We start from the raw sequence: 23,162 nt of genomic DNA on the forward strand, positions 1-23,162 counted from the left end.
TTGTCCCGAATTAAATTCTGAACGCATCATTAAAGCCTAAAGTAAAGATAATCTTTGCTTTAGGCTTTTTTATTGATTGGATGTAGAGCCAATCATACAACCTTCCAGCTGAGCAATCAACTCTTCCATTTTCTTCTTTGGCAAGCGAGGATTGCAGCGCTCTAGCCTCTTGAGCAGGGTGATGCCAATTTGGGGAGTACAAATGGCCTGTTCTACCAATTCTTTGATGACCCATAACGAACCAAATACGGTCAGGCCATTGTCCTGCGCTTCTTTGCGCAGATCGCCGTCGCCACTAAGCAGTGGGCATTGGCGTTGTACCGCCAGGAAAAGCACGGATTTATCGGTAAGGCGCTTCAAGTTGCGGCGGGTGTGAAAGCGGAGGATGTGCAGCATCTCTTCGCCACTGAAATCGATGATTTCGACCCCCTCGGATGTCAAGAACCGATTCAAGGTGGCCATTTGTTCGGGATGATTGATCTCGTTGACCACAAACCCGGTTGTCAGTATCCGGTATTCCAGTTGCATGAAGTATTCCAAAGCCCCGGCTTTGATCAGGTCAATGAATACGTTTGTATCGGTGATGATGAGGTCTTTCATGCCAATTGCTCAAGTTTGTCCCGAAATTCGCCCAGGTTCATCTCTGCCAGATGAGCGGCATGATTGATCGAAATGACTTCTTGCCCTATTGCCCGATACAGCAATTGGATGAAGCGCCGAGGGCGCTCACGCCCCCCAAAATCTCCAGGTTCATTGCGGTGGTAGCCTTTCACCCGGTAATTGGTATTGAGTCTGCGGTAAGTATTGGCATTGATGATGCCCAGGTGCAGAGCCCTCGGAAACAATGCCGCAATGGAAATTCCCCAACGCTCCTTGATCAATTCCAATTCTTGCAAAAAGAAATGAAACCGCTCTTGTGCCATTTCCGTACGTGCAATTTCGGCGGGATAAAGCACCGCTGAGGCAAAAGTATGGCAAAGCCGCTCTACATCTTTTTCTTCCAATCGGGTATCAAAAGGCAGGCTATGGTGGGCCAGCTCATGCAAAGCCGTGAAACGCTTGCGCACTGCATTGTGCTTTTTGTTGAGCACAATCACCTTGTGTCCTTGCACCAGGGCTTTGAGGCCATCAAAGGCATCATTGGCATCAATTTCCAAAACTTTGAAGCCGTGGTCTTCCAACATTTCGATCACGCTGGGAATGGGGTCTGAGCCCAGGTTCCATTGCTTGCGCAAGGATTCTGCCGCAATTTGTGCATCCGGAGCATTGGATACAGGTACTGCGTACTGAAAATCGCTGAGATGCAAGGGGATATTCAGCAGATTTTCCAATTCCAGGTAGCGTTCCAAAAAAGCGCGGGCTTTTTCGATTACCGCCACTTCTGCGGTTTTGCTGAGTCGGGATATTTTTTTGCGAAACTCAATCCCTTGCAGGTCAATTTTCACCTCTGGTTCTGAAAAGAAAAAATCTACTGTTACACTCAAAGCGTTGGCCATACGGATCAATACGGTGCTGCCTGGCAGCATTTCTCCTTTCTCATACTTGTTGAGCGCCTGCCGGGTTACGGCATTCTCCATTTTGTCGGCTAAGTCTTTTAGCGACAATCCTGCCATTTTTCGGGCACTCGTAAGCCGTTGACCAAATAGATTTTCCATCGTTTTTTCCTTTCCCCTTGGATAAATTCAATAAACCTGCTGTGGTATTTACAATTCAGAATCTTGTTGACAAAATTACAAAAAAAATTAAATTTGTCAACCAATTTCAAGAAAAAAATTACAAAATGTTGCGTAGGTGATGGACTAGATCGTATTGGTGTAGAGCACAAAGAGGAGACGGGAGCACATCAGATGGCGCTGAAAAGATGCTTACAGCAGGTTTAGATACAAGGTGTCGTCTTTCAAATACCGGTCAATTACCCTCGGAAAAGCATACAAACCAAGTTCTTCGCGGCGGATTTGTATCCAGTTTTCGGGCAGATTTGATTCGATGGCACTGAGTTCAAGTTCCCAAAACCGCACATTGACAACCTGGTGGGTCAAGATTTGTTGAAAAACCTGGGTGCCTGCGCGGAGAGTAGACAGTTTCAACCCCATCCAATTTTCCTGAATTCTTTGGTGTAAATCAGGCCATTCCATTTCCAGCGATGCTGTTTCTAGCAGTGGGAACTGGTAAAGGTCTTGCCAAATGTCTTTTCCTTCCCGCTTTTGAACATAGACCTGCTCTTGGTGATTGAGGATCAGGTAGTGAAAAAAGCGGGTGGTTTTGACTATCTTTTTTGACTTTACCGGAAGTTCTGCAATCCGTTTTTCATTGAAGGCTACGCACTGATCTATCATTGGGCACTGCTGGCACTTGGGGTTGCGGGGCAAGCAAACCGTGGCCCCGAAATCCATAATGGCCTGGTTGTACAAACCTGGTACTTCCTGATCAAGAAGCGAATCGGCCAACTGACTAAATTGTTTTTTACCCGTTGTACTGTCCTGCGGAGTACTGATGCCAAAAAAGCGCGCCAACACCCGGAATACATTGCCATCCAATACTGCATGTGGCAAATTAAAGGCAAAAGAAGCAATAGCAGCGGCGGTGTAAGAACCTACACCTTTCATCGCCAAAATGCCTTCGTAAGATTCCGGGAATACGCCATTCAGCTCATTGGCTACATAACGCGCTGCTGCCAGTAGATTGCGGGCTCGGGAATAATACCCCAAGCCTTCCCACCGTTTCATCACCTCATCATCGGGGGCAGCAGCCAGGTCTTGAATGCATGGATAGGCCTCTACAAAACGCAAATAATAATTCATGCCTTGCTCCACGCGGGTTTGCTGTAAAATAATTTCGGAGAGCCAGATGTGGTAGGGATTCTGGATCGACTTCCAGGGCAAAGGGCGATCGCTTGGCTTGTACCAGGCCATTAAACTGCGTTGAAAAAAACGCTCTTTGTTCATTGAAAAAAATTAGACACTGAAGAGAAATCTCCACCGCCAAAGTTAACCATCTGTAGAATAAAGAGGGAAGTATCGGGTGATTTCAAAGAAAAATAAATGCGTGTGAAAGCCTAAGTTTGACGCAAAGAATAGAGCAAGCATTCTCAAATATAGCCTTCGGGGTGGTTAGTCGTAATCCATTGTGGTATCTTTATACCGTTTGCCAATCAAGTCTTTAAGTTCTTTGCGGGCAAAAAAGATACGGCTCTTCACGGTACCGAGTGGCAGATCCAAGTAATCGGCAATCTCCTGGTATTTGTATCCCTGGTAGTGCATGAGGAAGGGAACTCTAATGCTGTCGTCCAACTGCTCCACCAAGCTAACGAGTTCTTTCATCATAATACTGGATTCTGCACGATTGGAAATCGTATTGACCGAAGAGTTGATGTAATATAGATTGTCGGTTGAATCAACAATGGTGTTTGCCTTGGCCTTTTTGCGGTAGTTGTTGATAAAGATGTTCTTCATAATGGTAAACAACCACGCTTTGAAATTGGTGCCTGGGCGAAATTTATCCATATTGGTCATGGCCCGATAAGCCGTCTCCTGATAAAGGTCTTTGGCGTCTTCGGCATTCTTGGTCAGGTTGAATGCAAAGGAGTGGAGCAAAACGGACATTTTATCTAGCTGGGTATGGAATTCTGTTGCTTGAGACATGCTTACTGATTTTGTTTAACCTTGGAAAGGCCCAATGTTTTTCGTTGAATCAAAATTAGGCAATAGTTAAACAAAATGCAAAATTAAAGACCTTTTTTTAGCTTTTCGGGTGTTTTTATTTTTAAACTTTTAAAAATAAATTTATAAAAAATTGACCTTTAGATATTTATGAATAAATCTAAAAAACCAGCCTTCTATTTTATTTTCAGAACAAAATGAAAGATAAGTCTGAATTCCAGAATTTTTGATTTCATACTCCTTGAATATTAATACAACGTTAAACAAAAAACCCTTTCTGGACGTCCAGAAAGGGTTTTTTGTTTAACGTTGTATTCGACGGATGTGAAATATCTACTTTTGTGCAGTTTGGATTAATCTTAATGCAACGAAAGAGAAAACAATATTCGGCAACCAGGCACCCAACCACACCGGGATGGTTTGTCCCAGGGCAAATACGTTGGTAAATTTGGACAAAAAAACGAAAATGGCTCCAATTCCGATTCCTAAAGCCAGATGAAAACCAAAGCCACCGCGTACTTTGCGGGAAGCAATGGCCATCCCGATAAAGGTCAGAATGAAAATGGTAGCTGGATCAGCGGTACGGCGATACAGTTCAAATAGGTACTTGCGGGTGTTGCTGGCGCCTCGCTCATTTTGTTGCTGAATGTATTTCATCAAGCGAGGAGTCGTCATCATGCTTTGTTGGCTGGTGTAGTCTACAAAATCTTCAGGAAATAAACTCAAGGTTGTATCTATTGATTCTGCTGTGTGCATTTTCAATGCTTCTTTCAAGCCTTTGAATGTGTGTGTGCTGTAATCCCAAAGTCTCCATTTTTTGGTTTCCGGCATCCATTCTGCCCGATCTGCTTTGGTATAGCTTACCAGTTCCTGTCCTTCAAAATGTTCGATCCGAAAATCGCGGGCTGTACTGTCACTTTTGCTGTAAAAGCCGATGAAAACCTTCGTTCCTGGAGCTACAAAGAGATGGATGTTGGCCGTTTTTCCTTTATCGTCCGTTTTGTCGATGTATTTATGGGTAATATCCTGGCGGTATTTCTCCCCAATGGGCATAATGAAGTGGGTACAGACGAGGTAAAGCAGGGTTAAAAAACCAGCGCCAAAAAAATAGGAACGCATCAGGCGGTTAAAACTGACTCCTGCATTAAAGATCGAGATGATTTCAGAGCTGTAAGCCATACGAGATGTAAAAAAAATCACCGCAATCAAAGTACACACCGACCACAATTGCCCACCGATCCAGAGCATAAAACTGGGGTAGTATTGCAGGATGATTTCGGCATTCGAAATAGGTTCCTCAATAAATTTCTCCACTTTTTCACTGAAATCCAGGATCACGGCAATCATCAAAAAAATGAGTATGGTAAAAAAGAAGGTCGCCAAAAACTTTTTGATGATGTACCAATCCAGAATCTTTACGTAGCTATTCATGCCTTAAAAATTGAATTACAAAAGTAGTTTATTTAAAGGAGTACCCAAACCTACATTGTGTACATTGTTTTTTTGGGGAAACGACAAAAAAGTTGTAAAATCGTCGTTCATAACGAAACGTTTCCCGGTGAATTCAACATTTTTATCCTCACGGTTCTTTTTGGCTTGCGGTGCCTTGATTCTGGTAATGGCATTGGGCTTTGCTTTGCCTTTCCTTTTTCCCATTGCTCAATTTTTGTTGTTCATTTTCATGGCAATCGTATTAGCAGATTGGATGCTGCTTTTTCAAGCTTCGGTTACGCTGAGCGGTACCCGGCGTTTGCCCCGCATGCTGAGTTTGGGCGATGAAAATCCAATTTACCTCGATCTGGGTAATGACTCCAACCTGCTGCTGAAAGTAATCATCATCGACGAACTTCCGGTTCAGTTTCAGATACGGGATTTTTCGAAAAAAATCACTTTGCAAGCTGGCGAATTGTCCTCTGTACGTTATGAACTGAGACCCCTCGAACGCGGAGAATACATTTTTGGCGCAACCAATTGCTACATTTCCGGCTTTTTTGGCCTGATCGAACGGCGCATCAAAATCAATGAAAGCCCCATGCGAGTGGCGGTATATCCTTCGATTATCCACATGAAACAGATGGAAATGCGGGCCTTTGAACGCATTACTACCCGGGAAGGCATCAAACGCATTAGACGCATCGGCCACAGCTACGAATTTGAACAAATCAAAAATTATGTGGCTGGAGATGATTTTCGCAGCATCAACTGGAAAGCCAGCAGCCGCAGAGATGGCCTGATGGTCAACCAGTTTGAAGATGAACGCGCCCAACAAGTCTATTGCCTGATCGACAAAAGCCGCGTCATGAAAATGCCTTTCAAGGGCTTGAGTTTGGTGGATTATGCCATCAACGCTACTCTGGCCATCTCAAACATCATCATCAAGAAATATGATAAAGCAGGATTGATTACCTATTCGGATAAAATTGGGGCTACCATCAAGGCGGACAACCGCCCAACCCAATTGAATTTCATCATGAATGCCTTGTACAATGAGAAGGAACGAGCGCTGGAGGCGAATTATGAATTGCTGTTTCACATCAGCAGCAAACTCATCAACGGGCGGAGTTTGATCCTGCTGTTTACCAATTTTGAAAGTGCTTTTGCGTTGGAGCGGGCACTGCCCATTTTGCGGCGTATCAATCGGCGGCATCTGTTGGTCGTGGTGTTTTTTGACAATACCGAAATCCGCGAATTCGCAGAACGCGATGCGGCTGATCTGGAAGGGATTTACCAACAAACCATGGCACGTAAGTACCTGAGCGAAAAAGCACAAATGGTACTTACCCTAAGACAATACGGCATTCAATCCGTACTTACCCGGCCTGAAGACCTATCCATCAACACCATCAACAAGTATTTGGAACTAAAAGCAAGAGGCTTGATTTAGAGACGAAAGATGAGAAATGACCCCACTTCAATTCTGGCCCAATTCTCATCTTTTATCTCTCAGCATTATTCCTTAGGAACGGAAACGAAATAAAGTAAACGAGTTGGCTGAGCTATTTTTTGATTTGGCAAGGCGCGAGGAAGGCGCATAGTGTACTACGCAACTGACGAGCAACGCAGCAAAATCAAAAAAGAGCTAGTCAAGTGTTTACTTTATTTTATTTCCGTTCCTTACTCTTCTAGGTGAGGAATATGCTGCCCCCCAACAATGCGAGAGACAGGATTGCCAGCCAGAGGCGCAAATCCTGGGTGTAGTGATTTTGCTTTTGGTTCGTCACATTCGTTTTGGGTTGGTTGCAGAATGTTTTTGTCTCTACTATTAAACCAAAAAGGATGCCAGACCGACGAATTAAGAAAAAATAATTATATTTTTATTAGATGCACTTGCAATAAATTGATTATAAGCTCTTTTTAACCTTTATTGCACCCGTTGAATTTTGCGACTTCCATTGGAGGATGTACATGCCTTCGGGCATTCCCGCCAGGTCAAGTTGGTTTCCGTTCCTTCGGACTGGCCAATTCTTTCCCCTAAAGTCCAGTAAGATCAAATCAACCTGATCCAAATCGAAGGGTAAAATCAGATGAAGTTTGTCGTTGGTAGGATTGGGATACACTTTGGCAGGAAATGAAGTAACCTGATCGAAACAAACGGCCTGGATTGCCGACCAAGCCACTGTACCATCCAGATCTACAATTTTTAAGCGGTAGTAATTGCAGCCAAACCGGGGCGCAGAGTCCAGGAATTGATAATGTCGGGCTTGAAAGCTATCCCCTTGACCACTGAGGCGGCCAATCTCTTGGAAAATCATGCCATCCGCGCTTCTTTCAATGGAGGTATATTCCACGTTGGTTTCGGTTGCCGTCTCCCACTGCAAGGATACGGTTTGGTTGGCTTTTTCAGTGGCACTAAAATCAACCAGTGTGATGGGTAAAAACCGCGATCCCGAAATTTGAACATTGTCAATCCTCAACGTTGCGGCCATAGCAGCTGGATCTTGCCCGTATGGATGAATGCGCAGCCCTATGCTCGCTCCCTTAGGCAAAACTATTCCCAATCCAACCCCATCACCGCTGCATCCGCCCGCACCGAACCCCCCATAAGTCAACAGTCCAAAATCCCCAACCGAGGTATAATAGGAGACCGCAAAACTTTGAGGTCCGGATGAAGAAGACAGGCTGGACGAAAAACTGAAGTCGGAAATCAGCAAATCCGTGGTTTTGGCAGTGAGGGTGAATTCCAAATATTCTCCATCAGAATAGGTATCCGAAGTAGACCAAAAATTGGTGGCCCAAGTATTTTGACCCGAACAAACCGCTGGAGTACCTATGTTGTTGCCGCCAGATTGGTAAGCATCTGCCCCACTGCAAGAAGGTGCAGTGTAAGAGGCCCGAATCGGTATTGAAGCGATGGCGGAGGTAACATTTTCAAACGACCATTCTGCCAAGGATTGTCCATTCAGCGCAAAGCCCACCCAGAGCGCGCACATTGCGCACCAACATGTTTTCATTTCCATTATGTTTTGAATTGAAAAAAATGTGGGTGAAGAACAAAACTGACGCAAACATAAACAATCGCCAGGGCTGAATCAAGTCTAACCCTGGCGATCAAGATTGGTCAAAAAGGCACACTAAATGAGCATTTAAAATTACAAGGTATTGATTTTAAAAATTTTATACAAAAAACCTAAGCCCCTATCAAGCGAACTGCACTGGAACCAAGGCTGTTCAAGTGTCGGCTGTTAAAGGTGCTGCTCAAAGCGTTACTTCTTGGCCCAGTTCCGGGATTTCTACGGCAGCAAACCCCACACTGAGCAATAGCGCACTGAATGATTTTTGGGTGTCGTAATCCCCGTGCACCAGGAAAATCTTTTTGGCGCTTTCACGCTGATTGCGCAAAAACTCCACCAATTCCAGTTTGTCCGCATGTGCAGAAAAGGAATCCATAACTTCAACGTCCGCTTTTACGGGTTTAAAATCGCCAAAAAGTCTCAGTTCTTTGGCACCATTCCTTAATCGACCTGCCGGAGTATTGGGGGTGGCGTAACCCACAATCAGCACTGTATTCTTGGGGTTGTCGATGCCGTGGTACAAGTGGTGTTTGATGCGGCCTACATTGCCCATCCCTGAAGAAGCGATGATGATGCAAGGTTCTTCGGAAACATTGAGTTTTTTGGAGTCTTCGGTTTGGCGGATGTAATTCAGGCCATTGAATCCAAAGGGGTTTTCATCAATGGTAAGATAATCCGACAGTTCTTCGTCAAAACACTCGGGATGGGAACCGAAAATCGCCGTGGCATTGATGGACAACGGACTGTCTACATAAACCGGAATTCTCGGGAGCTTACCTTCATTGGCCAGTTTGTCAAGAATGTACACGATCTCCTGGGTACGGCCCACACTGAATGCGGGTATGAGCAGCTTGCCCCTTTTCTCCACGCAAGTATGGCGAATAATTTGCAAAAGGCGATCGGTTTCTTCTGGAGCTTCATCATGGGTGCGATCACCGTAAGTAGACTCACAAATGACGTAGTCCATTGCTGGCATGGGTTGTGGATCGCGCAGAATGGGTCGGTGAGGGCGACCAACATCGCCACTAAAGCCCAAATGGATGGTGTGGCCATTTTCTGCTATGCTCAGGCTTACGTTGGCGCTGCCCAGAATGTGGCCTGCGTCCCTAAGCATCACTTCTACATTGGGATGAACCTTGAATTTTTTTTCATACGAATAAGAAACGAAAAGCTCCATCGTGGTGCGTACATCTGCCCGGGTATAAATCGGCTCTTCAAAGGCGATATCGTCAAAATTTTTGTTCTTCTTTGACTGTTGTTGCTTGTATTCAACTTCGCGTTCCTGGATCATGGCGCTGTCCATGAGCATCAGTCCGCTCAAGTCGCGAGTGGCGTGGGTTGCATGAATGGATCCTCGAAAACCGTCTTTTACCAGTTTGGGAATCCGCCCTGCATGGTCGATGTGGGCATGTGACAGGATCAGGCAGTTGATTTCTGCTGGATCAAAAAGCCACTTTGCGTTGAAATCTTCGAGGTTTTTGTCGGCTCCTTGATATAGGCCGCAGTCCAGGAGGATTTTGAATCCATCTTCCAGGGTAATCAAATGGCAACTTCCGGTTACTTCCCGGTCTGCACCGCAGAATTTTATTTTCATTAGAGCTGATTTCGTTTAGGGTGATTAATTCCAGGTCTAATGTAAAATAAAAATGCCATTCCAGCAGAACTATGTCTTGCTAAAATGGCATAATTAAAATTATAGGTATGGAACAGAATTAATTCGCAATCAGCTTGATTCCTCCGTAATTGACATTGGCCTTAATCATTGGGGAATCGCCTTTGCCAACATGTCCCTTTACGACGTGTGAAGTAGGTTTTTGTACTTCATAAGTCACATCCATGGCTTGTGGATAACGTACTCCAGCATAATTGGCAGCGGCATCCAGTTGATAGCAACAAAGATCAGGCAGTACTTTGAGGATTACATCCGTATAGTTGGCTTTCACCGTGGCATTGGTCAATCCTTTGGAAAACGATACATTGCAACTGCCATAATTCAGATCGAGATCCAGGCTCTTGGAAATATCGCCCATCGAAACCGAGTTGTATTGGCCGCTGATGTTGACGCTTCCAGCGTTGGTGGCTGCAAACTTGCTGTACATACCCGTAGCTTTCAGGTTTTTTACATTGCCCAGGTTGTAATTGTCGTATTTGGCGGTGGTGGTCAGTGAATTCAGTTTGGGCGCGTTCAAACCTGAATAGGCACTATTGACGGTGAGGTCGTTGGCATCGCTGACGGTTAATTTTGAATAGCTCAGTCCAATGTAGGCATCTTCAGCCTGGCCGATGGTGCCATTGCCGTAGGCCAATTCAAAGTTGGAGCCATTTCCTACCGATTCAGTTTTGAAATTGCCGTATTTTACCGTGAGTTTGGTTTTGCCACTCACCGATGCCAGGTAAACATCTCCATAGCGTTGGTCTACTTGCAGGTTGATCGTGGCAGGAACGTATACTTCGTAGTTGATTTTGTAGTCGGCTTTATCGTTGTCCCAAATCCAGGAACGCCGAATGGTTTCGATTGCCGTTTCGGCCTTTACGTAATCAGCACCATCGGAAAAATTGACACTGATGGAGTTGAAAACTTTCTGGGCATCCTCTTCCGTGCCTTCTTTCACCACGATGGTGACGGCGATTTTTACGCGATTTTTGTCCCAGGTTTTCACCTCGATTTTTCCGTACTTGTTGCTCAAGTAAGTGGTTCCGTTGGCGGAAATGTCAAACTCTCTTTTGATGGTTTTGGTAAATTCGCCTGAAGTTGTAAAACTGCACAAAGAACAGGCGATTACACTGAATAGCATCATCATCGAGAGGGCTTGCTTCCAATCATAAACTGACTTCCTCATTGCTCGTGGTTTTTTTGGGTTGCGGTTTGGACGACCGCATTTGCTCCAATACCCGCTCCAGAATGGCGACTTTGGTTTGATAAGTTTGAATCATGGTCGCAATGATTTCCTCTTCCTGGCCTTTGGGGGCTACGCAGAGTTCTTCCTTCAGCTCGGCCATTACCTGATCCATTTTTTTCATGTCGGCCATGAAACTTCCATTTGGCTCAAAACGGGCCAACTGCTGAACCTTGGTGCTGATTTGCTGCCGATAGTACTGCTCCAACTCAGGGTATTCGGGATTCACTTGCTCGATGATGGCGACAGGATCGGACTGTTGCCAACGGGTGAACATGCTGCCACCAATACCACCAACGACCAGAATGGCTGCCACTGCTGCTGCCAACTTAAAAAACCGCTGTACGGTGAGGGGGCTACTGCTCGAACGTTTATTTAACTTCCGGTCAATATCGGCCCACACCTTCAAACTGGGAATCGCGTCATCAAATGCTTCGCGGTTGTCCAAAACAAAATTTTCAATTACATCTCGTTGCATGATAAAAACAAATTTGAAACACAAAAACTCAACAAACTAACAATCAATACACAAAACTTAAAACCCCAACGCCCTCCGTTGGTTTTGTTGGGTCAAAATATCTCTTAGCCGCTGTTTTGCCCGACTGTATTGTGATTTTGAAGTTGCCTCGCTGATGCCGAGGATTTCCCCAATTTCCTGATGGTCGTATCCCTCCAGCATGTAGAGGGAAAAAACCACCCGGTAGCCGTCGGGCAATTCAAACAGCGCACTTTTTATGGCTTCAACGCTCATCCCTTCTGCGCTGGCGTCCAGGTGATCATCGGATTTAATGTTGCCGTGTTTGTCTTCCAACTCACTGAATTGCAGGCGCCTTTTTTTGAGCGCGTTGATGCAATTGTTGACCACAATCCGCTTGATCCAGGCCCCTACTGCCGATTCAAATTTGAAGGTATTCAGCTTGGTGAACACATCCAGGAAAGCATTTTGTAGAATGTCTTCCGCCTCGAATTCGTCTTTCACCATCCGCAAACAAATGTTGTACATCGACTTGGAATAAAGACGATACAACTCGAACTGCGACTGTCGGTCGCCTCGTTTACACTTCTCTACCAGTTCGCGGTGTGTGTTAACGTAATCCAATTTTACAATCTTATAGGTTGTTAAGCAACGCAGAAAAATTAACTTCCCGATTTTGGGTTTTGAATAGGAAGTCGAACGTTTCATTTCAAGTGAGCTTCCTTTTCAAAACCCTCTAAAAAAATTGGGAAGTAATTTTTTGCGTCATACTTAAGGCCAGGTTTCCTCTCAACGGGTCTATTTACTTCCAAGGACAACAAGTGTTAAAAAGGGTTGCACGTAAAATAAAAAAGTTTGGACGGAAATGTTCTTCTGCCCAAACTTTTTCATTTTCAACCCAAAAATCGGTGGTTTATTTCTCGATTACCACTTTTGCGCTCAGCACTTCCTGGTTGATGGTGATTTTGTAAAAGTAGTTTCCAGCGGGCAACTGGCTGCCATTCAGCTCATTGGTATAAACGCCGGGAGCCGCTTTATCGTTGCGAATTACCTTGACCAATTTTCCATCGGCACTGTACAAACTGATGTTCAATTGGGCAGTTTCGGAGAGCGAATAGTGTAAGGTATTCGTTTGCTGAAATGGATTGGGGTACAAACCCAACAAGCTAAAGGAAGATGTCTTCAACTTAGCATTCCGCAAGGAAGTAGCTACCGGGGGATTGAGTGGTGCAGGTGCATCCAAAACGGTTTTGGCCGCACTGGCCGCGCTGGCTTTACGGAGGCGGTTTTCACCATTGCGGCTGTACCAAGCTTCTACAAAACGTTCGGTTTTGTTTGGCTTCAACACATCGCTGAAATAGTAATTGGCTTGTACGCTATCCGCCTTGATGTCGAGGATAAAGTGGCCATTTTCTACCAGATCTACAAATTTCAAGTGTGGATTGGGAATCCCGAGATTGGCGCCAGGAAAAGGCACAATTGGCGTATTCATTTGCTTTTGTAAGGCCAGTGCAGTGGGACGGCTGCCTAGGTTTTCGTCAAAGTTGGCGGAAGTGATACTTGGAGTCATGAATTCAACCGCCAAAGAACCTTGTCCGGTAGCTGGATTGTAACCAGGGTTGGCCGTGTAGTTCGGCAATTTGCCAATACCGGGTAAATCAAGAATGGTAAGGTTATTGGGCTTTTCAGGTACATCGTACGCAAAAGAACAATGGAAATCTCCAGTCAGCATCACTACGTTGTTGATTTTATTGTTTTTGAGGTGGCGCAAAATCTGTGCGCGCTCAGCTGGATATCCGTCCCAGATATCGAGAAACAGGCCTTCCAGGCTTTCAAAGGTGAACGCCGGATTGTTGAGGCCAAAGGCAGCCCAACCCACGTTGAATTCTGCAAACATCACCTGCTGTCCGATTACTTTCCAGCGGGCTTTGGAGGTAGACAATTCTTTGAGCAACCAGGCTTTTTGGGCTGCGCCCAAAATGGTGCGGGTAGTATCTTGAAGTGCAGGGTTGCTGATGCTGGCCAATTGCAGTTCGCGGCCTTCAAGGCGAGTATCCAACATCAACAGATCCAACAGGTTTCCGTAAGAGATTTTGCGGTAAACGGAAAACTGAGCGTTGTCGCGAATCGGCATCCATTCAAAATAAACCTGCTTGGAAATGGCTTTGCGCGCATTCCAATCTCCTTCGTTGGTCTGGTGGTTTTCGGCACCGTCTTTGTACGAATCATTGGCGCTTTCGTGGTCGTCCCATACGGTGATGAACGGATGCTGCTGATGAACACGAATCAAGCTGGTATCCAAACGGTACAAAGAATAACGGGTGCGGTAATCTGCCAAGGATAAAATTTCGGTTTTGGGCTCAAGCATGCGGGTTTTGGCAATGGTTGTATCTCCATAACCTCCTTGGGCGTATTCGTAGATGTAATCACCGAGGTGAATGATGGCATCAAGGTCGCGGCGCTCGGCCAAACGCTGGTATACATTGAAGTAACCCGCCTGGTAGTTGGAGCAGGTAACTACGCCAAATTTCAAGTGGCGGTTTTGATCAGCGGTTGGGGTTGTTTTGGTTTTGCCGGTAAGCGAATTGCGGCCCAGCGCTGTAAATCCATAATAATAGGTAGTGCCTGCCTGCAAGCCTGTCACATCGATCTTTACGGTGAAATCACGCGCTACGTTGGTGGTAAAGCTACCGTTGCGTACTGCGTTTTTTAGTTCAGGGTCGGTTGCTACCCGCCAGCGCACTTCAATTGGGCCTCGTTCGGGTGACTCAGGGGTAACCCGCGTCCAAATGATGACGCGATCTTCCAGGGGATCTCCACTGGCTACGCCATGAAAAAACGGCGCCCATTGGGGATTGGCGGTGGTCAAATCCAGCCGGTTTTGAACGGTGGCACCGTGAAATGGGTTCTGGTTATTTTGCCCAAAGGCTACGCTGATAGCAAAGCAAAATAAAATTGCAAGGAAAGGTGATTTCATTGGAATGGTTGTTTTTGTATCATTTCCTCAAAGGAAGGCGAGAAGAATGAACTAAATATAAATGCATGGTTAATTCTGTACACAGATGTCGCATTTAAGTCTATCCAAATGGAATTAAAGTCTAAAACATGGTGAAGACTATCGACAAGTTGCCTATTTTTAGGAACATTAACCAAAATCCAAAAATCTATTTATGAGCGCACATGAAATTGACTACCACATCCATGGCGAAGAGATGCAGTTTGTGGAAATTGAACTCGACCCGATGGAAACCGTCATCGCGGAAGCTGGTAGCTTCATGATGATGGACGATGGCATTGAGATGGCCACAATTTTCGGTGACGGGAGTCAATCTGACACTTCAGGGCTGTGGGGCAAGTTGCTTTCGGCAGGCAAGCGCCTGATCACTGGTGAAAGCTTGTTCATGACCGCCTATACCCACGCCGCAGCCGGCAAAAAACGCGTTTCTTTTGCTGCGCCTTATCCCGGAAAAATTATTCCCCTGGATTTGAGCACATTGGAAGGTAAAATCATCTGCCAAAAAGATGCTTTCCTGTGCGCCGCCAAAGGTGTTGCCGTAGGCATTGAGTTTTCTCAGAAATTAGGCCGTGGTTTTTTTGGTGGAGAAGGCTTCATCATGCAAAAACTGGAAGGCGATGGCATGGCCTTTGTACACGCAGGGGGCAGCATCATTGAGAAAAAACTGGAACTGGGCGAAGTGCTAAAAATTGATACAGGTTGCCTAGTGGCTTTTACCCGGGATATTGACTACGACATCGAAATGGTGCGCGGGGTTCGCAACATGATTTTCGGCGGCGAGGGCATTTTCTTTGCCCGTTTGGAAGGTCCCGGTACTGTCTGGATTCAATCGCTGCCCTTTAGCCGACTGGCTGATCGGGTACTGCAAGCTTCTCGCCATTATGGCAAAGGCGGCAAGGATGAAGGAAGCATTTTAGGTACTCTTGGCAATTTGTTGGACGGCAATTGATGATTAAGTACTGATGATCGCTCCTAAGTCGTATTTTTGAACATGCTAATCATCGTTCGAATCTTAATACTGCTTTTCATTATTGCCCTGATGGTTTTTATGGGGCACCTTTCAGTGCGTCTGGACAAACGAAAGCAAAAGGAAAAATACCGCAATTTTTTTCAGGATACCCTGGGTTCGATTTGGACAACCGGCGGGGAAAGTTTTTTACCCGTACCTTACCTAAAACCAGAAGAAGACCCTTATTGCGAGCGCTTGCGAAAAAAACGCAACCTCATTGTGGCCCTTTTTTGGTTGATTTGGGTTGTCATCATCGTTTTTTTTATCTTTCTATAAAAAAAGGGAAGCAACCAATATCCATTGCTGCTTCGCCTTTTTTTATCTCGATTGATGAGTGCTAATTCTGCGCAATCAAATCGTGCATAATGCGCAGGGTTTCACGGATGTAAACATCTTTGGAAACCCCATCAATGAAGTCTTTGTTTCTGGCTAAAGTCTTTTCGTTATCCGGGCTAGATTCCATTTTCTTGGCGTCCAGGGCAATGTTACGGGCCCCTTTGTTGATCACATCCTTGAAGGCATTGCGGAAATCGTTGGAAAGCTTTTCCTCAGCTGTTTCATCCTTGCGGAATTGATCGATATTGAGCATCACCGAAGAGTTTTTGCGCTCTGCTTCGATGTACTTCGCATGACCCAATATTTTTTGGAAACCAGGATCTTGCTCCAGTCGCGCTTTGCTGCGACGCTTCAGCTCTTCCAGGTTTTTGATTTTGAACGCATTCTGGCTATAGGTTGCGGCTGGAATTTCAGTCCAATTCAGCGGATAATCCTCTTCGCGCTCACCAACGGGCAGGTAATGGTAAGTATCCGGCAAAACGATGTCAGGCGTGACTCCACGCAATTGGGTAGAACCGCCATTGATGCGGTAAAACTTCTGGAGGGTAATTTTGATATCGCCCAATGGCTTGAACTGATCGTACCCGCTGATGGCCTGATCGAGGTTGAATACCCGTTGTACTGTTCCTTTCCCGTAGGTGGATTTACTGCCCACAATCACGGCACGACCATAATCCTGCAAGGCTGCTGCCATAATTTCAGAGGCCGAGGCCGAGAAAGAGTTGACCATGATGACCAGTGGGCCACCGTATTGTACTGCCGGGTTGCGGTCGTAATTGATTTCGGGCTGATCAGTGCGACTCTTCACCTGTACTATCGGGCCACTTTCGATGAAAAAACCCGACATTTTCACCACATCGTTCAATGATCCACCGCCATTGTTGCGCAAGTCGATGATCACCCCTTTGACATTTTCGCCCTTGAGTTTTTCCAATTCCTTGGCAACGTCGGGTGCGCAAAAGCGGCCATCTGAGCGTTGGAAATCGGCATAAAACTTGGGCAAATAAACGTATCCTACCTTTTCTTCAGGTGTAGCGCCATCCAGAATCAGCGATTTGACATAGCTTTCTTCAAATTCCACTACATCTCTGATGATGCTGATTTCTTTGGTGCTGCCGTCTACTTTTTTGATCATCAGGCGCACTTTGGTACCTTTCTTGCCCCGGATATGCGTCACTACTTCATTGGTCAGCATGCCTGTGAAATCAACCCATTCGCCGTCGTCACCTTGGGCAGCTTTGAGGATGAAATCATTTTCTTGTAATTCCTTGCCTTTCCAGGCAGGCCCTCCGACCACCACTTCGGAAACTTTGGTAAAATCCCCTACGTTTTGCAGGCGAGCACCAATTCCTTCCAGGCGACCAGAGATATTCAAATCAAAGTCTTGCTTGTCGGCAGGTTCCAGAAAATCTGTATGTGGATCATAAAGGTGCGTAAAGCAATTGAGGTAAAGACTCAATCTGTCGTTGCGCTTGGTTTTACTCAAACGGCTGTACCAGTCGTCATAACTCTTGAGCAATGCTTTACGGGCTCCGGCTTCGATGCTGTCGGGAGTGCTTGGTGCGGCGGTTTCTCCGGGTTTGGCAGATTTTAAGCCTTCCTCTTTGTCCATGATGCGCGCCAAAGTCTCGTATTTGAGCATTTTGTGCCACATTTCTTTGAGTTCGGCATCGCTTTTGGCGAATGAGCGTTTTTCCGGATCGGTTTCATATGCTTCTGTGACACTAAAATCGAAAGGTTGAGCCAAAATCTCACGGTAATACCCCTGAGTTTTGAGCATTGATTTTTCCATCAAGCCAATCGAAAGGTCAAAAAAAGTGGAGTTGCCACTGTTCACCTCATCGTCCAATTTAAGGCGATAAGTGTCCAGTTTTTTGACGTCATCCTGCGTAAAAAACCGTTTGCTGGGATCAAGAGACTCCAGGTATAATTTGTAAAATTTTTCGGAAAAGCTGTCGTCCATGGTTTTTGGATCGAAATGAAGCTCGTTCAAAAAAGAGACGATTAACTTCATCAACACGGCATCTTTTTCTGCACTCACTGCTGCCCTGCGTGGATAAAAGGCAACCAGGAGAAAACCGGCTAACACTACCGATAGAAATATTGGTCCTCTAAACTTCATAATCACCGCTTTTAACGATTGAACGTTTGTCTTTTTAACGAATTGGTTTTGTTCCATGGGTTACGCGCCAAATAATTAACGAATAAATAACAACTTTGGGAAATTATCAGCGAAAGTTACGAAGAAAGTTAAAAATCAGGGGCATTGCATTCTCAACCCGAATTCTTCAAAGTTTCATTGCTTCCATTATTTTAACGCTGATTGATCAAAAGTAGTTGCAAAAATTAATTTTCAATATTTTCAAAAAATATTGAAAATACGCTTTTTTTTCTTACCTTTGTACCAATCAATTCCGAAAAGCTATGGTCTCTCGAGTACGCATGAAGTTAGATTTATTTGCACAATCCTTTCTATTGCTTACCCTAATCTTGGTTTTTTCTTCCGAATCTAAACAAAGTTCCATCATCACGCTGATTGCCCTGGTATTGGTTCAAATTCTCAGTATTGCTCAGTTGTGGTTGAAGCATGCCTATCGACCAGCAAGAGTTTACTTGGGGCTGTTTTTGGCAACGGGAGTTTTACTTCCTTTTGGCTTGTATTTTTTCAACCCTTTGGCCTGGCTGATTTTGCTGGCATTAAGCCTGATTTATTATACCCATACCATTAGAATTGCTTTGGTGGTGTTGCGGCGTCCCAGGTCTTTTTGGGACATTAGTTAATTACCAATGTATTATGAAGAGATATTTTTAATATGCTAAAAATTAATATTAATATCTAGCATAGTGGAATTTACACCCTTGAAGATAGTGTTGCCTTTACACTTCCAAAAAAATAAATTATTCTACCAAAAGCCGTAGAAATTCATCCAAAAACCTAAAATAAACATTACTTGCTAATAGATAGGCTATCTTTGTTCCATCACATGAAAGTAAGTGATCATCTAAAAGAAATTTAGTACGCAAGGTTGACTTGCAAATCATAAAGATATTCTTGGCAACTTACACACTTCTGTGTGTATTGTCAAGGGTTTTGGGAATAGGAAGTTTGGTTGCCCCACTTCAAGCCGGTGAGACGGTTTAAAGTGGGCAACTTTTTTTTGTACCTACCTTTTACATTATTACACTTTTCGTTAACATCATCCCACCGTTTAGTGTTATCTTTGAGACAGCACGCGATTCTTCAATCGTCCTTGATACACCAAGTTGTTCATTCCATGCTCAAATGTCTAATCGTAGATGATGACCTGATGGCCCGCACTGCAATGGAAAACCTTTGCAAGCGTGTCGAAAATCTCGAAATCGTAGCCAGTTTCGATTCGGCAGAGTCTGCTCTGGCCTTTCTGAACAACGATCGGGTTGACCTTGTCTTTTTGGATATCGAAATGCCTGGATTAAGTGGCATCGAGTTTATGGATCGCCTGACTAGTTTTCCGCACATTATCATTACTTCCTCTCGGACAGAATATGCTTACGAAGCATTTGAATATCAGGTAATCGATTACCTCAAAAAGCCCATTTCTTTTTTGCGTTTTCAACGGGCACTGGAAAAAGTAATGGATGCGGAACGACGTATCCAAAAATACAAAGAAGATGCCAAAGACATTTACATCCGCGAAGAGGGAAAGTTGGTGAGGATAAGTTTGGATGACATTTTGTTTTTTGAGAACCTGGGAGATTACGTTACCATCCGAACCGCCAATGGCAAGCGGCACATTATTCATGGTACAATGAAAGGGATTGACTCAAAAATGATCGATCCTCGATTTGTAAAAGTGCACCGTTCTTACATCATCAACCTGGACAAGATTAAAGACATCGAGGAAAATACCTTGGTCATTGCGGAGACCGTCATCCCCATTAGCAGGAGCCATAAACAAGGGCTGCTGAATCGGCTCAATTTTCTATAAGTATGGACAACATCTCTCAAACGGAAGAGAATTACCTCAAATCCATTTATAAAATTTCGGAAAAAAGTGGCGCCAAAGCCAGTACCAACGCCATTGCTGCAGATCTGAATACCAGCGCAGCCTCGGTAACGGACATGATCAAGCGCTTGAATGAAAAAAGCCTGGTGCTGTATGAGAGTCGCCGCGGAGTGAGCCTCACCACTGAAGGCTTGCGCCTCGCCACCGAACTCATTCGCAAACACCGCTTGTGGGAGGTTTTTTTGGTAGAAAAACTGCGTTTTTCCTGGGATGAAGTGCACGATATTGCAGAGCAACTGGAGCACATCAAATCCGAAGAGTTGGTCAAAAGGTTGGATACTTTTTTGGCTTTTCCAAAATTTGACCCCCATGGAGATCCCATTCCGGATGCCGAGGGCAATTTTACTTTTCGAAAGCAGGCTCCGCTTTCCGATTCAAAAACAGGCGATTGGGTGATTGTCGTAGGGGTGCAAGACCACTCCCCTGCCTTTCTGCAATACCTGGATCGACTTCATTTAGGATTGGGAGCCACCTTGTCCGTTTTAGATTGTCATGAATACGATGAATCGATGAAAGTGCGCCTCTCCAATGGAGACGAAGAAACGTTGTCGAGGAAAGTCTGTGAGCATTTGCTGGTACAAAAGCAGAATAAAACATAAAGCCGTAGAGCAAACCCCACGGCTTATTTATGGTAATAAATCAAGCATTGCCATTTTGATTTCAAGCTACGCTCGCTTGCAGATCAATTCACTTTCAACCATTTCATGGGTATTCAATGCATCAAAAGTATACCCTAAGGCAGTAAAATGCTCCAAAACTTTAGGTAACGCATATTCAAGCCGCTCCTGAGATTTGACGCTGTCGTGAAACACAACAATCGATCCTGGAGCAACATTTTGAACCACATTCTTGAGGACTTGATCCGGTGAAATGTTGGTATCAAAATCTCCACTCAATACATCCCACATCACAATCCGGTAATGGCGCAGCAAAAACTGAGTTTGCTTGGGCGTAACGCGGCCATAAGGAGGCCGAAACAATGAAGTGTTAGCCTGACTTGCTCCTTGGCGGATGTTGTGGAAATAAGTCAAATTTTCGGTAACCCAGCCATTGAGGTGATTCATGGTATGGTTGCCGATGGTATGACCCGCATCTCTTACTTGTTGGAAAATTTCCGGATACTTGCGAATGTTGTCACCTACACAAAAAAAAGAGGCTTTGGCCTGGTACTTTTCCAACTGATCCAGCACCCAGGGGGTGACTTCTGGAATGGGGCCATCGTCAAAAGTGAGAAAAATTTGTTTCTCACTGGTAGGTATCCTCCACGTAAAATGGGGGAACATGTTTTGGATAAACTGGGGTGTTTTGATCAAATACATAGTGTTGAGTTTTAAGTGTTGCCGCTATTTTTTTGCAGCAACGCTACTGTTCATGGGAAAAAAAACGACAAAAAAACAGCACGCTGAGCAACTCGCAAATGAAATCCTCGAATGTTGCATACCAGACCCACTTAAATTTGTACTTTTGTTGGTCTAAAATGCGCAAGCACTGTTTTCTGTATAACGCAAAAAATCGAAAATGGGCTGCTCAAAGGCGTATTTTTTTTCAGAATTTTTGAAAATAATTCTATCGACCTTTTTTCATGGAAAATATCCGCGTTCGTTTTGCGCCCAGTCCTACCGGAGCGCTGCACATTGGAGGGATTCGTACCGCGTTGTACAACTATCTCCTGGCCAAAAAATTTGGTGGCACTTTCATTCTGCGCATTGAAGATACCGATCAAACTCGATTTGTACCTGGCGCAGAAGCCTACATCATAGAATCACTGCGCTGGGCGGGTATTGTCCCCGTAGAAGGCCCCGGTTTTGGTGGAGAATACGGCCCCTATCGTCAGTCTGACCGCAAAGCAATCTACCTGGATTATGCCATGCAGTTGATTGAATCCGGTCAGGGCTATTATGCCTTCGACACCCCGGAAGAATTGGATGCTGCACGCAGTGCCGATGAAAACTTTAAATACGATAGCAAAACGCGTCTATCGCTTAAGAATAGCTTGAGTTTGAACCCAGAGGAAGTCACTCGCCGCCTGGCTGCTGGAGAAGCCTATGTGATTCGACTCAAGGTACCCGAAAACGAAACCGTATTGATTCAAGACCTGGTGCGCGGAGAGGTGTCTTTTCAAAGCAATGAGCTGGATGACAAAGTCATGCTCAAAGGAGATGGCATGCCTACGTATCACCTGGCCAACGTACTAGACGATCGGTTGATGAAAATCACCCACGTCATTCGCGGCGAAGAATGGCTGCCTAGTACTGCCCACCACGTGTTGTTGTACCGGGCTTTTGGTTGGGAAGCAGAAATGCCCCGCTTTGCGCACTTGCCGCTTATTCTCAAGCCCAACGGACAAGGGAAACTGAGCAAACGCGATGGGTCTCGCCTGGGCATTCCGGTTTTCCCAATTTCCTGGGTGAGCGAAACGCCAGAGGATTCCTTTGTTGGCTTCCGGGAATTTGGTTTTGATCCCCACGCCATGGTCAATTTTATGGCCTTCATGGGCTGGAACCCTGGCACCGAGCAAGAAATATTCAGCATGGATGAACTCGCAGCAGCTTTTTCGGTTGAAAAAATTGGAAAATCTGGAGCGCGGTTTGATTTTGATAAAGCCAAGTGGTTCAATCAGCAATACATCATGGCCAGCAGTAATGAGGAGCTGGCACAGACCATTCGCCCGCTCATTGAAGCCCAAGGACATCAGCCCACTGAAGCTTTTTTATGCAGCTTTGCAGGCATGATGAAGGAGCGGGTGGTGCTTTTCCCCGATTTCTGGACCAATGGTGCGTACTTCTTTGAGGATTTTACCGTTTTTGATGAAGCAACCATCCGCAAAAAGTGGAAAACCGATGGCAGTCGTGCTATCTTTACTCCATTGGTAGATCAACTGGATCAGTTGACGGATTACAATGCTGGAGCAGTTCAGGCTTGTGTCGAAGCATTTACAAGTGTTGCAGGATTGAAGTTTGGGGATGTATTGCCTATCCTACGGGTAGGACTTACGGGTACGATGAAAGGCCCCGCAGTATTTGACATGATGGCGCTCCTGGGCAAGGCTGAATGCCGCCGGCGTCTGGAAAGAGCGTTTGATTTATTTGATAAAGTATATTAAATTGTTTGTTTTGGAGCAGGAGCCTTGTCTCCTGTCCCAAAACAAAAATCAAAATATTGACCAAAAACCGAACACATCATCCCATGGACCAATTGTACATTGTCCAACAG

The 23,162-nt window shown here is 45.1% G+C and carries 21 protein-coding genes; 7 read left to right on the top strand and 14 right to left on the bottom strand.

The window, feature by feature from the left end; genetic code table 11:
• Positions 1–69: 69 nt before the first annotated feature.
• The 6 genes from ABW391_RS07815 to ABW391_RS07840 all read right to left on the bottom strand — a co-directional run bounded on the left by ABW391_RS07815 (position 70) and on the right by ABW391_RS07840 (position 5,315).
• Positions 70–600, bottom strand: coding sequence for a PIN domain-containing protein (locus ABW391_RS07815; protein WP_353481289.1), 531 nt, complete (start codon positions 598–600; stop codon positions 70–72).
• Positions 597–1,655 (bottom strand): helix-turn-helix domain-containing protein, encoded by a 1,059-nt coding sequence (locus tag ABW391_RS07820; RefSeq protein WP_353481290.1) that lies wholly within the window; start codon positions 1,653–1,655, stop codon positions 597–599. The genes ABW391_RS07815 and ABW391_RS07820 overlap by 4 nt, the downstream gene beginning before the upstream one ends.
• 210 nt (positions 1,656–1,865) lie before the next feature.
• Entirely contained in the window at positions 1,866–2,945 is a 1,080-nt protein-coding gene (gene mutY, locus ABW391_RS07825; protein ID WP_353481291.1) for an A/G-specific adenine glycosylase, read from the bottom strand.
• A 165-nt stretch (positions 2,946–3,110) separates the two neighbouring features.
• The gene (locus ABW391_RS07830) at positions 3,111–3,641 is read right to left on the bottom strand and encodes an RNA polymerase sigma factor (protein ID WP_353481292.1); all 531 of its coding nucleotides are present in this window, start codon (positions 3,639–3,641) and stop codon (positions 3,111–3,113) included.
• A gap of 351 nt (positions 3,642–3,992) precedes the next feature.
• Positions 3,993–5,090 carry an LptF/LptG family permease gene (locus ABW391_RS07835; protein WP_353481293.1) on the bottom strand — a complete coding sequence of 366 codons (1,098 nt, stop codon included), beginning with the start codon at positions 5,088–5,090 and terminating at the stop codon, positions 3,993–3,995.
• 15 nt (positions 5,091–5,105) lie between these two features.
• Entirely contained in the window at positions 5,106–5,315 is a 210-nt protein-coding gene (locus tag ABW391_RS07840; RefSeq protein ID WP_353481294.1) for a hypothetical protein, read from the bottom strand.
• A gap of 25 nt (positions 5,316–5,340) precedes the next feature.
• Here ABW391_RS07840 and ABW391_RS07845 point away from each other — a divergent pair, with 25 nt between their 5' ends.
• Positions 5,341–6,543: a DUF58 domain-containing protein gene (locus tag ABW391_RS07845; RefSeq protein ID WP_353481295.1), complete on the top strand. Its 1,203-nt coding sequence runs from the start codon at positions 5,341–5,343 to the stop codon at positions 6,541–6,543.
• Between the two features lie 457 nt (positions 6,544–7,000).
• Here ABW391_RS07845 and ABW391_RS07850 read toward each other — a convergent pair whose 3' ends face one another.
• From ABW391_RS07850 to ABW391_RS07875, 6 genes are all read right to left on the bottom strand, one after another.
• Complete coding sequence (locus ABW391_RS07850) at positions 7,001–8,110, bottom strand: T9SS type A sorting domain-containing protein (RefSeq protein ID WP_353481296.1); 1,110 nt, start codon at positions 8,108–8,110, stop codon at positions 7,001–7,003.
• A 244-nt stretch (positions 8,111–8,354) separates the two neighbouring features.
• The gene (locus ABW391_RS07855; protein ID WP_353481297.1) at positions 8,355–9,764 is read right to left on the bottom strand and encodes an MBL fold metallo-hydrolase RNA specificity domain-containing protein; all 1,410 of its coding nucleotides are present in this window, start codon (positions 9,762–9,764) and stop codon (positions 8,355–8,357) included.
• A gap of 118 nt (positions 9,765–9,882) precedes the next feature.
• Entirely contained in the window at positions 9,883–11,010 is a 1,128-nt protein-coding gene (locus ABW391_RS07860; protein ID WP_353481298.1) for a hypothetical protein, read from the bottom strand.
• Complete coding sequence (locus ABW391_RS07865; RefSeq protein ID WP_353481299.1) at positions 10,991–11,545, bottom strand: hypothetical protein; 555 nt, start codon at positions 11,543–11,545, stop codon at positions 10,991–10,993. Before ABW391_RS07865 ends, ABW391_RS07860 begins: the two co-directional genes overlap by 20 nt.
• Positions 11,546–11,602: 57 nt before the next feature.
• The gene (locus tag ABW391_RS07870; protein WP_353481300.1) at positions 11,603–12,166 is read right to left on the bottom strand and encodes an RNA polymerase sigma factor; all 564 of its coding nucleotides are present in this window, start codon (positions 12,164–12,166) and stop codon (positions 11,603–11,605) included.
• Between the two features lie 289 nt (positions 12,167–12,455).
• A complete protein-coding gene (locus tag ABW391_RS07875; RefSeq protein WP_353481301.1) occupies positions 12,456–14,519 on the bottom strand; it encodes an alkaline phosphatase D family protein in 2,064 nt (687 codons plus the stop codon).
• Between the two features lie 193 nt (positions 14,520–14,712).
• On the opposite strand from ABW391_RS07875, the gene ABW391_RS07880 reads away from it, so the two are divergent.
• Both ABW391_RS07880 and ABW391_RS07885 read left to right on the top strand, forming a co-directional pair.
• A complete protein-coding gene (locus ABW391_RS07880) occupies positions 14,713–15,507 on the top strand; it encodes a TIGR00266 family protein (protein WP_353481302.1) in 795 nt (264 codons plus the stop codon).
• 42 nt (positions 15,508–15,549) lie between these two features.
• Positions 15,550–15,843, top strand: a complete 294-nt coding sequence (locus ABW391_RS07885) for a hypothetical protein (protein ID WP_353481303.1) — start codon at positions 15,550–15,552, stop codon at positions 15,841–15,843.
• Between the two features lie 61 nt (positions 15,844–15,904).
• On the opposite strand, the gene ABW391_RS07890 is transcribed toward ABW391_RS07885, so the two are convergent.
• Positions 15,905–18,025 carry a carboxy terminal-processing peptidase gene (locus tag ABW391_RS07890; protein ID WP_353481304.1) on the bottom strand — a complete coding sequence of 707 codons (2,121 nt, stop codon included), beginning with the start codon at positions 18,023–18,025 and terminating at the stop codon, positions 15,905–15,907.
• 353 nt (positions 18,026–18,378) lie between these two features.
• Here ABW391_RS07890 and ABW391_RS07895 point away from each other — a divergent pair, with 353 nt between their 5' ends.
• The 3 genes from ABW391_RS07895 (at position 18,379) to ABW391_RS07905 (ending at position 20,548) form a co-directional block, all read left to right on the top strand.
• Positions 18,379–18,684 carry a hypothetical protein gene (locus ABW391_RS07895; protein ID WP_353481305.1) on the top strand — a complete coding sequence of 102 codons (306 nt, stop codon included), beginning with the start codon at positions 18,379–18,381 and terminating at the stop codon, positions 18,682–18,684.
• Positions 18,685–19,178: 494 nt separating this feature from the next.
• Positions 19,179–19,871 carry a LytR/AlgR family response regulator transcription factor gene (locus tag ABW391_RS07900; protein ID WP_353481306.1) on the top strand — a complete coding sequence of 231 codons (693 nt, stop codon included), beginning with the start codon at positions 19,179–19,181 and terminating at the stop codon, positions 19,869–19,871.
• Positions 19,872–19,873: 2 nt separating this feature from the next.
• Positions 19,874–20,548: a metal-dependent transcriptional regulator gene (locus tag ABW391_RS07905; protein ID WP_353481307.1), complete on the top strand. Its 675-nt coding sequence runs from the start codon at positions 19,874–19,876 to the stop codon at positions 20,546–20,548.
• Positions 20,549–20,614: 66 nt separating this feature from the next.
• Here the strand turns inward: ABW391_RS07905 and ABW391_RS07910 are convergent, their stop codons facing one another.
• A complete protein-coding gene (locus tag ABW391_RS07910; protein ID WP_353481308.1) occupies positions 20,615–21,268 on the bottom strand; it encodes a polysaccharide deacetylase family protein in 654 nt (217 codons plus the stop codon).
• Positions 21,269–21,531: 263 nt separating this feature from the next.
• Between ABW391_RS07910 and gltX the strand changes: the two genes are divergently transcribed.
• Entirely contained in the window at positions 21,532–23,052 is a 1,521-nt protein-coding gene (gene gltX / locus ABW391_RS07915) for a glutamate--tRNA ligase (RefSeq protein WP_353481309.1), read from the top strand.
• The last annotated feature ends 110 nt before the right edge of the window (positions 23,053–23,162 follow it).

This window comes from Haliscomenobacter sp., from assembly GCF_040403615.1.
Classification (GTDB): Bacteria; Bacteroidota; Bacteroidia; order Chitinophagales; family Saprospiraceae; genus Haliscomenobacter.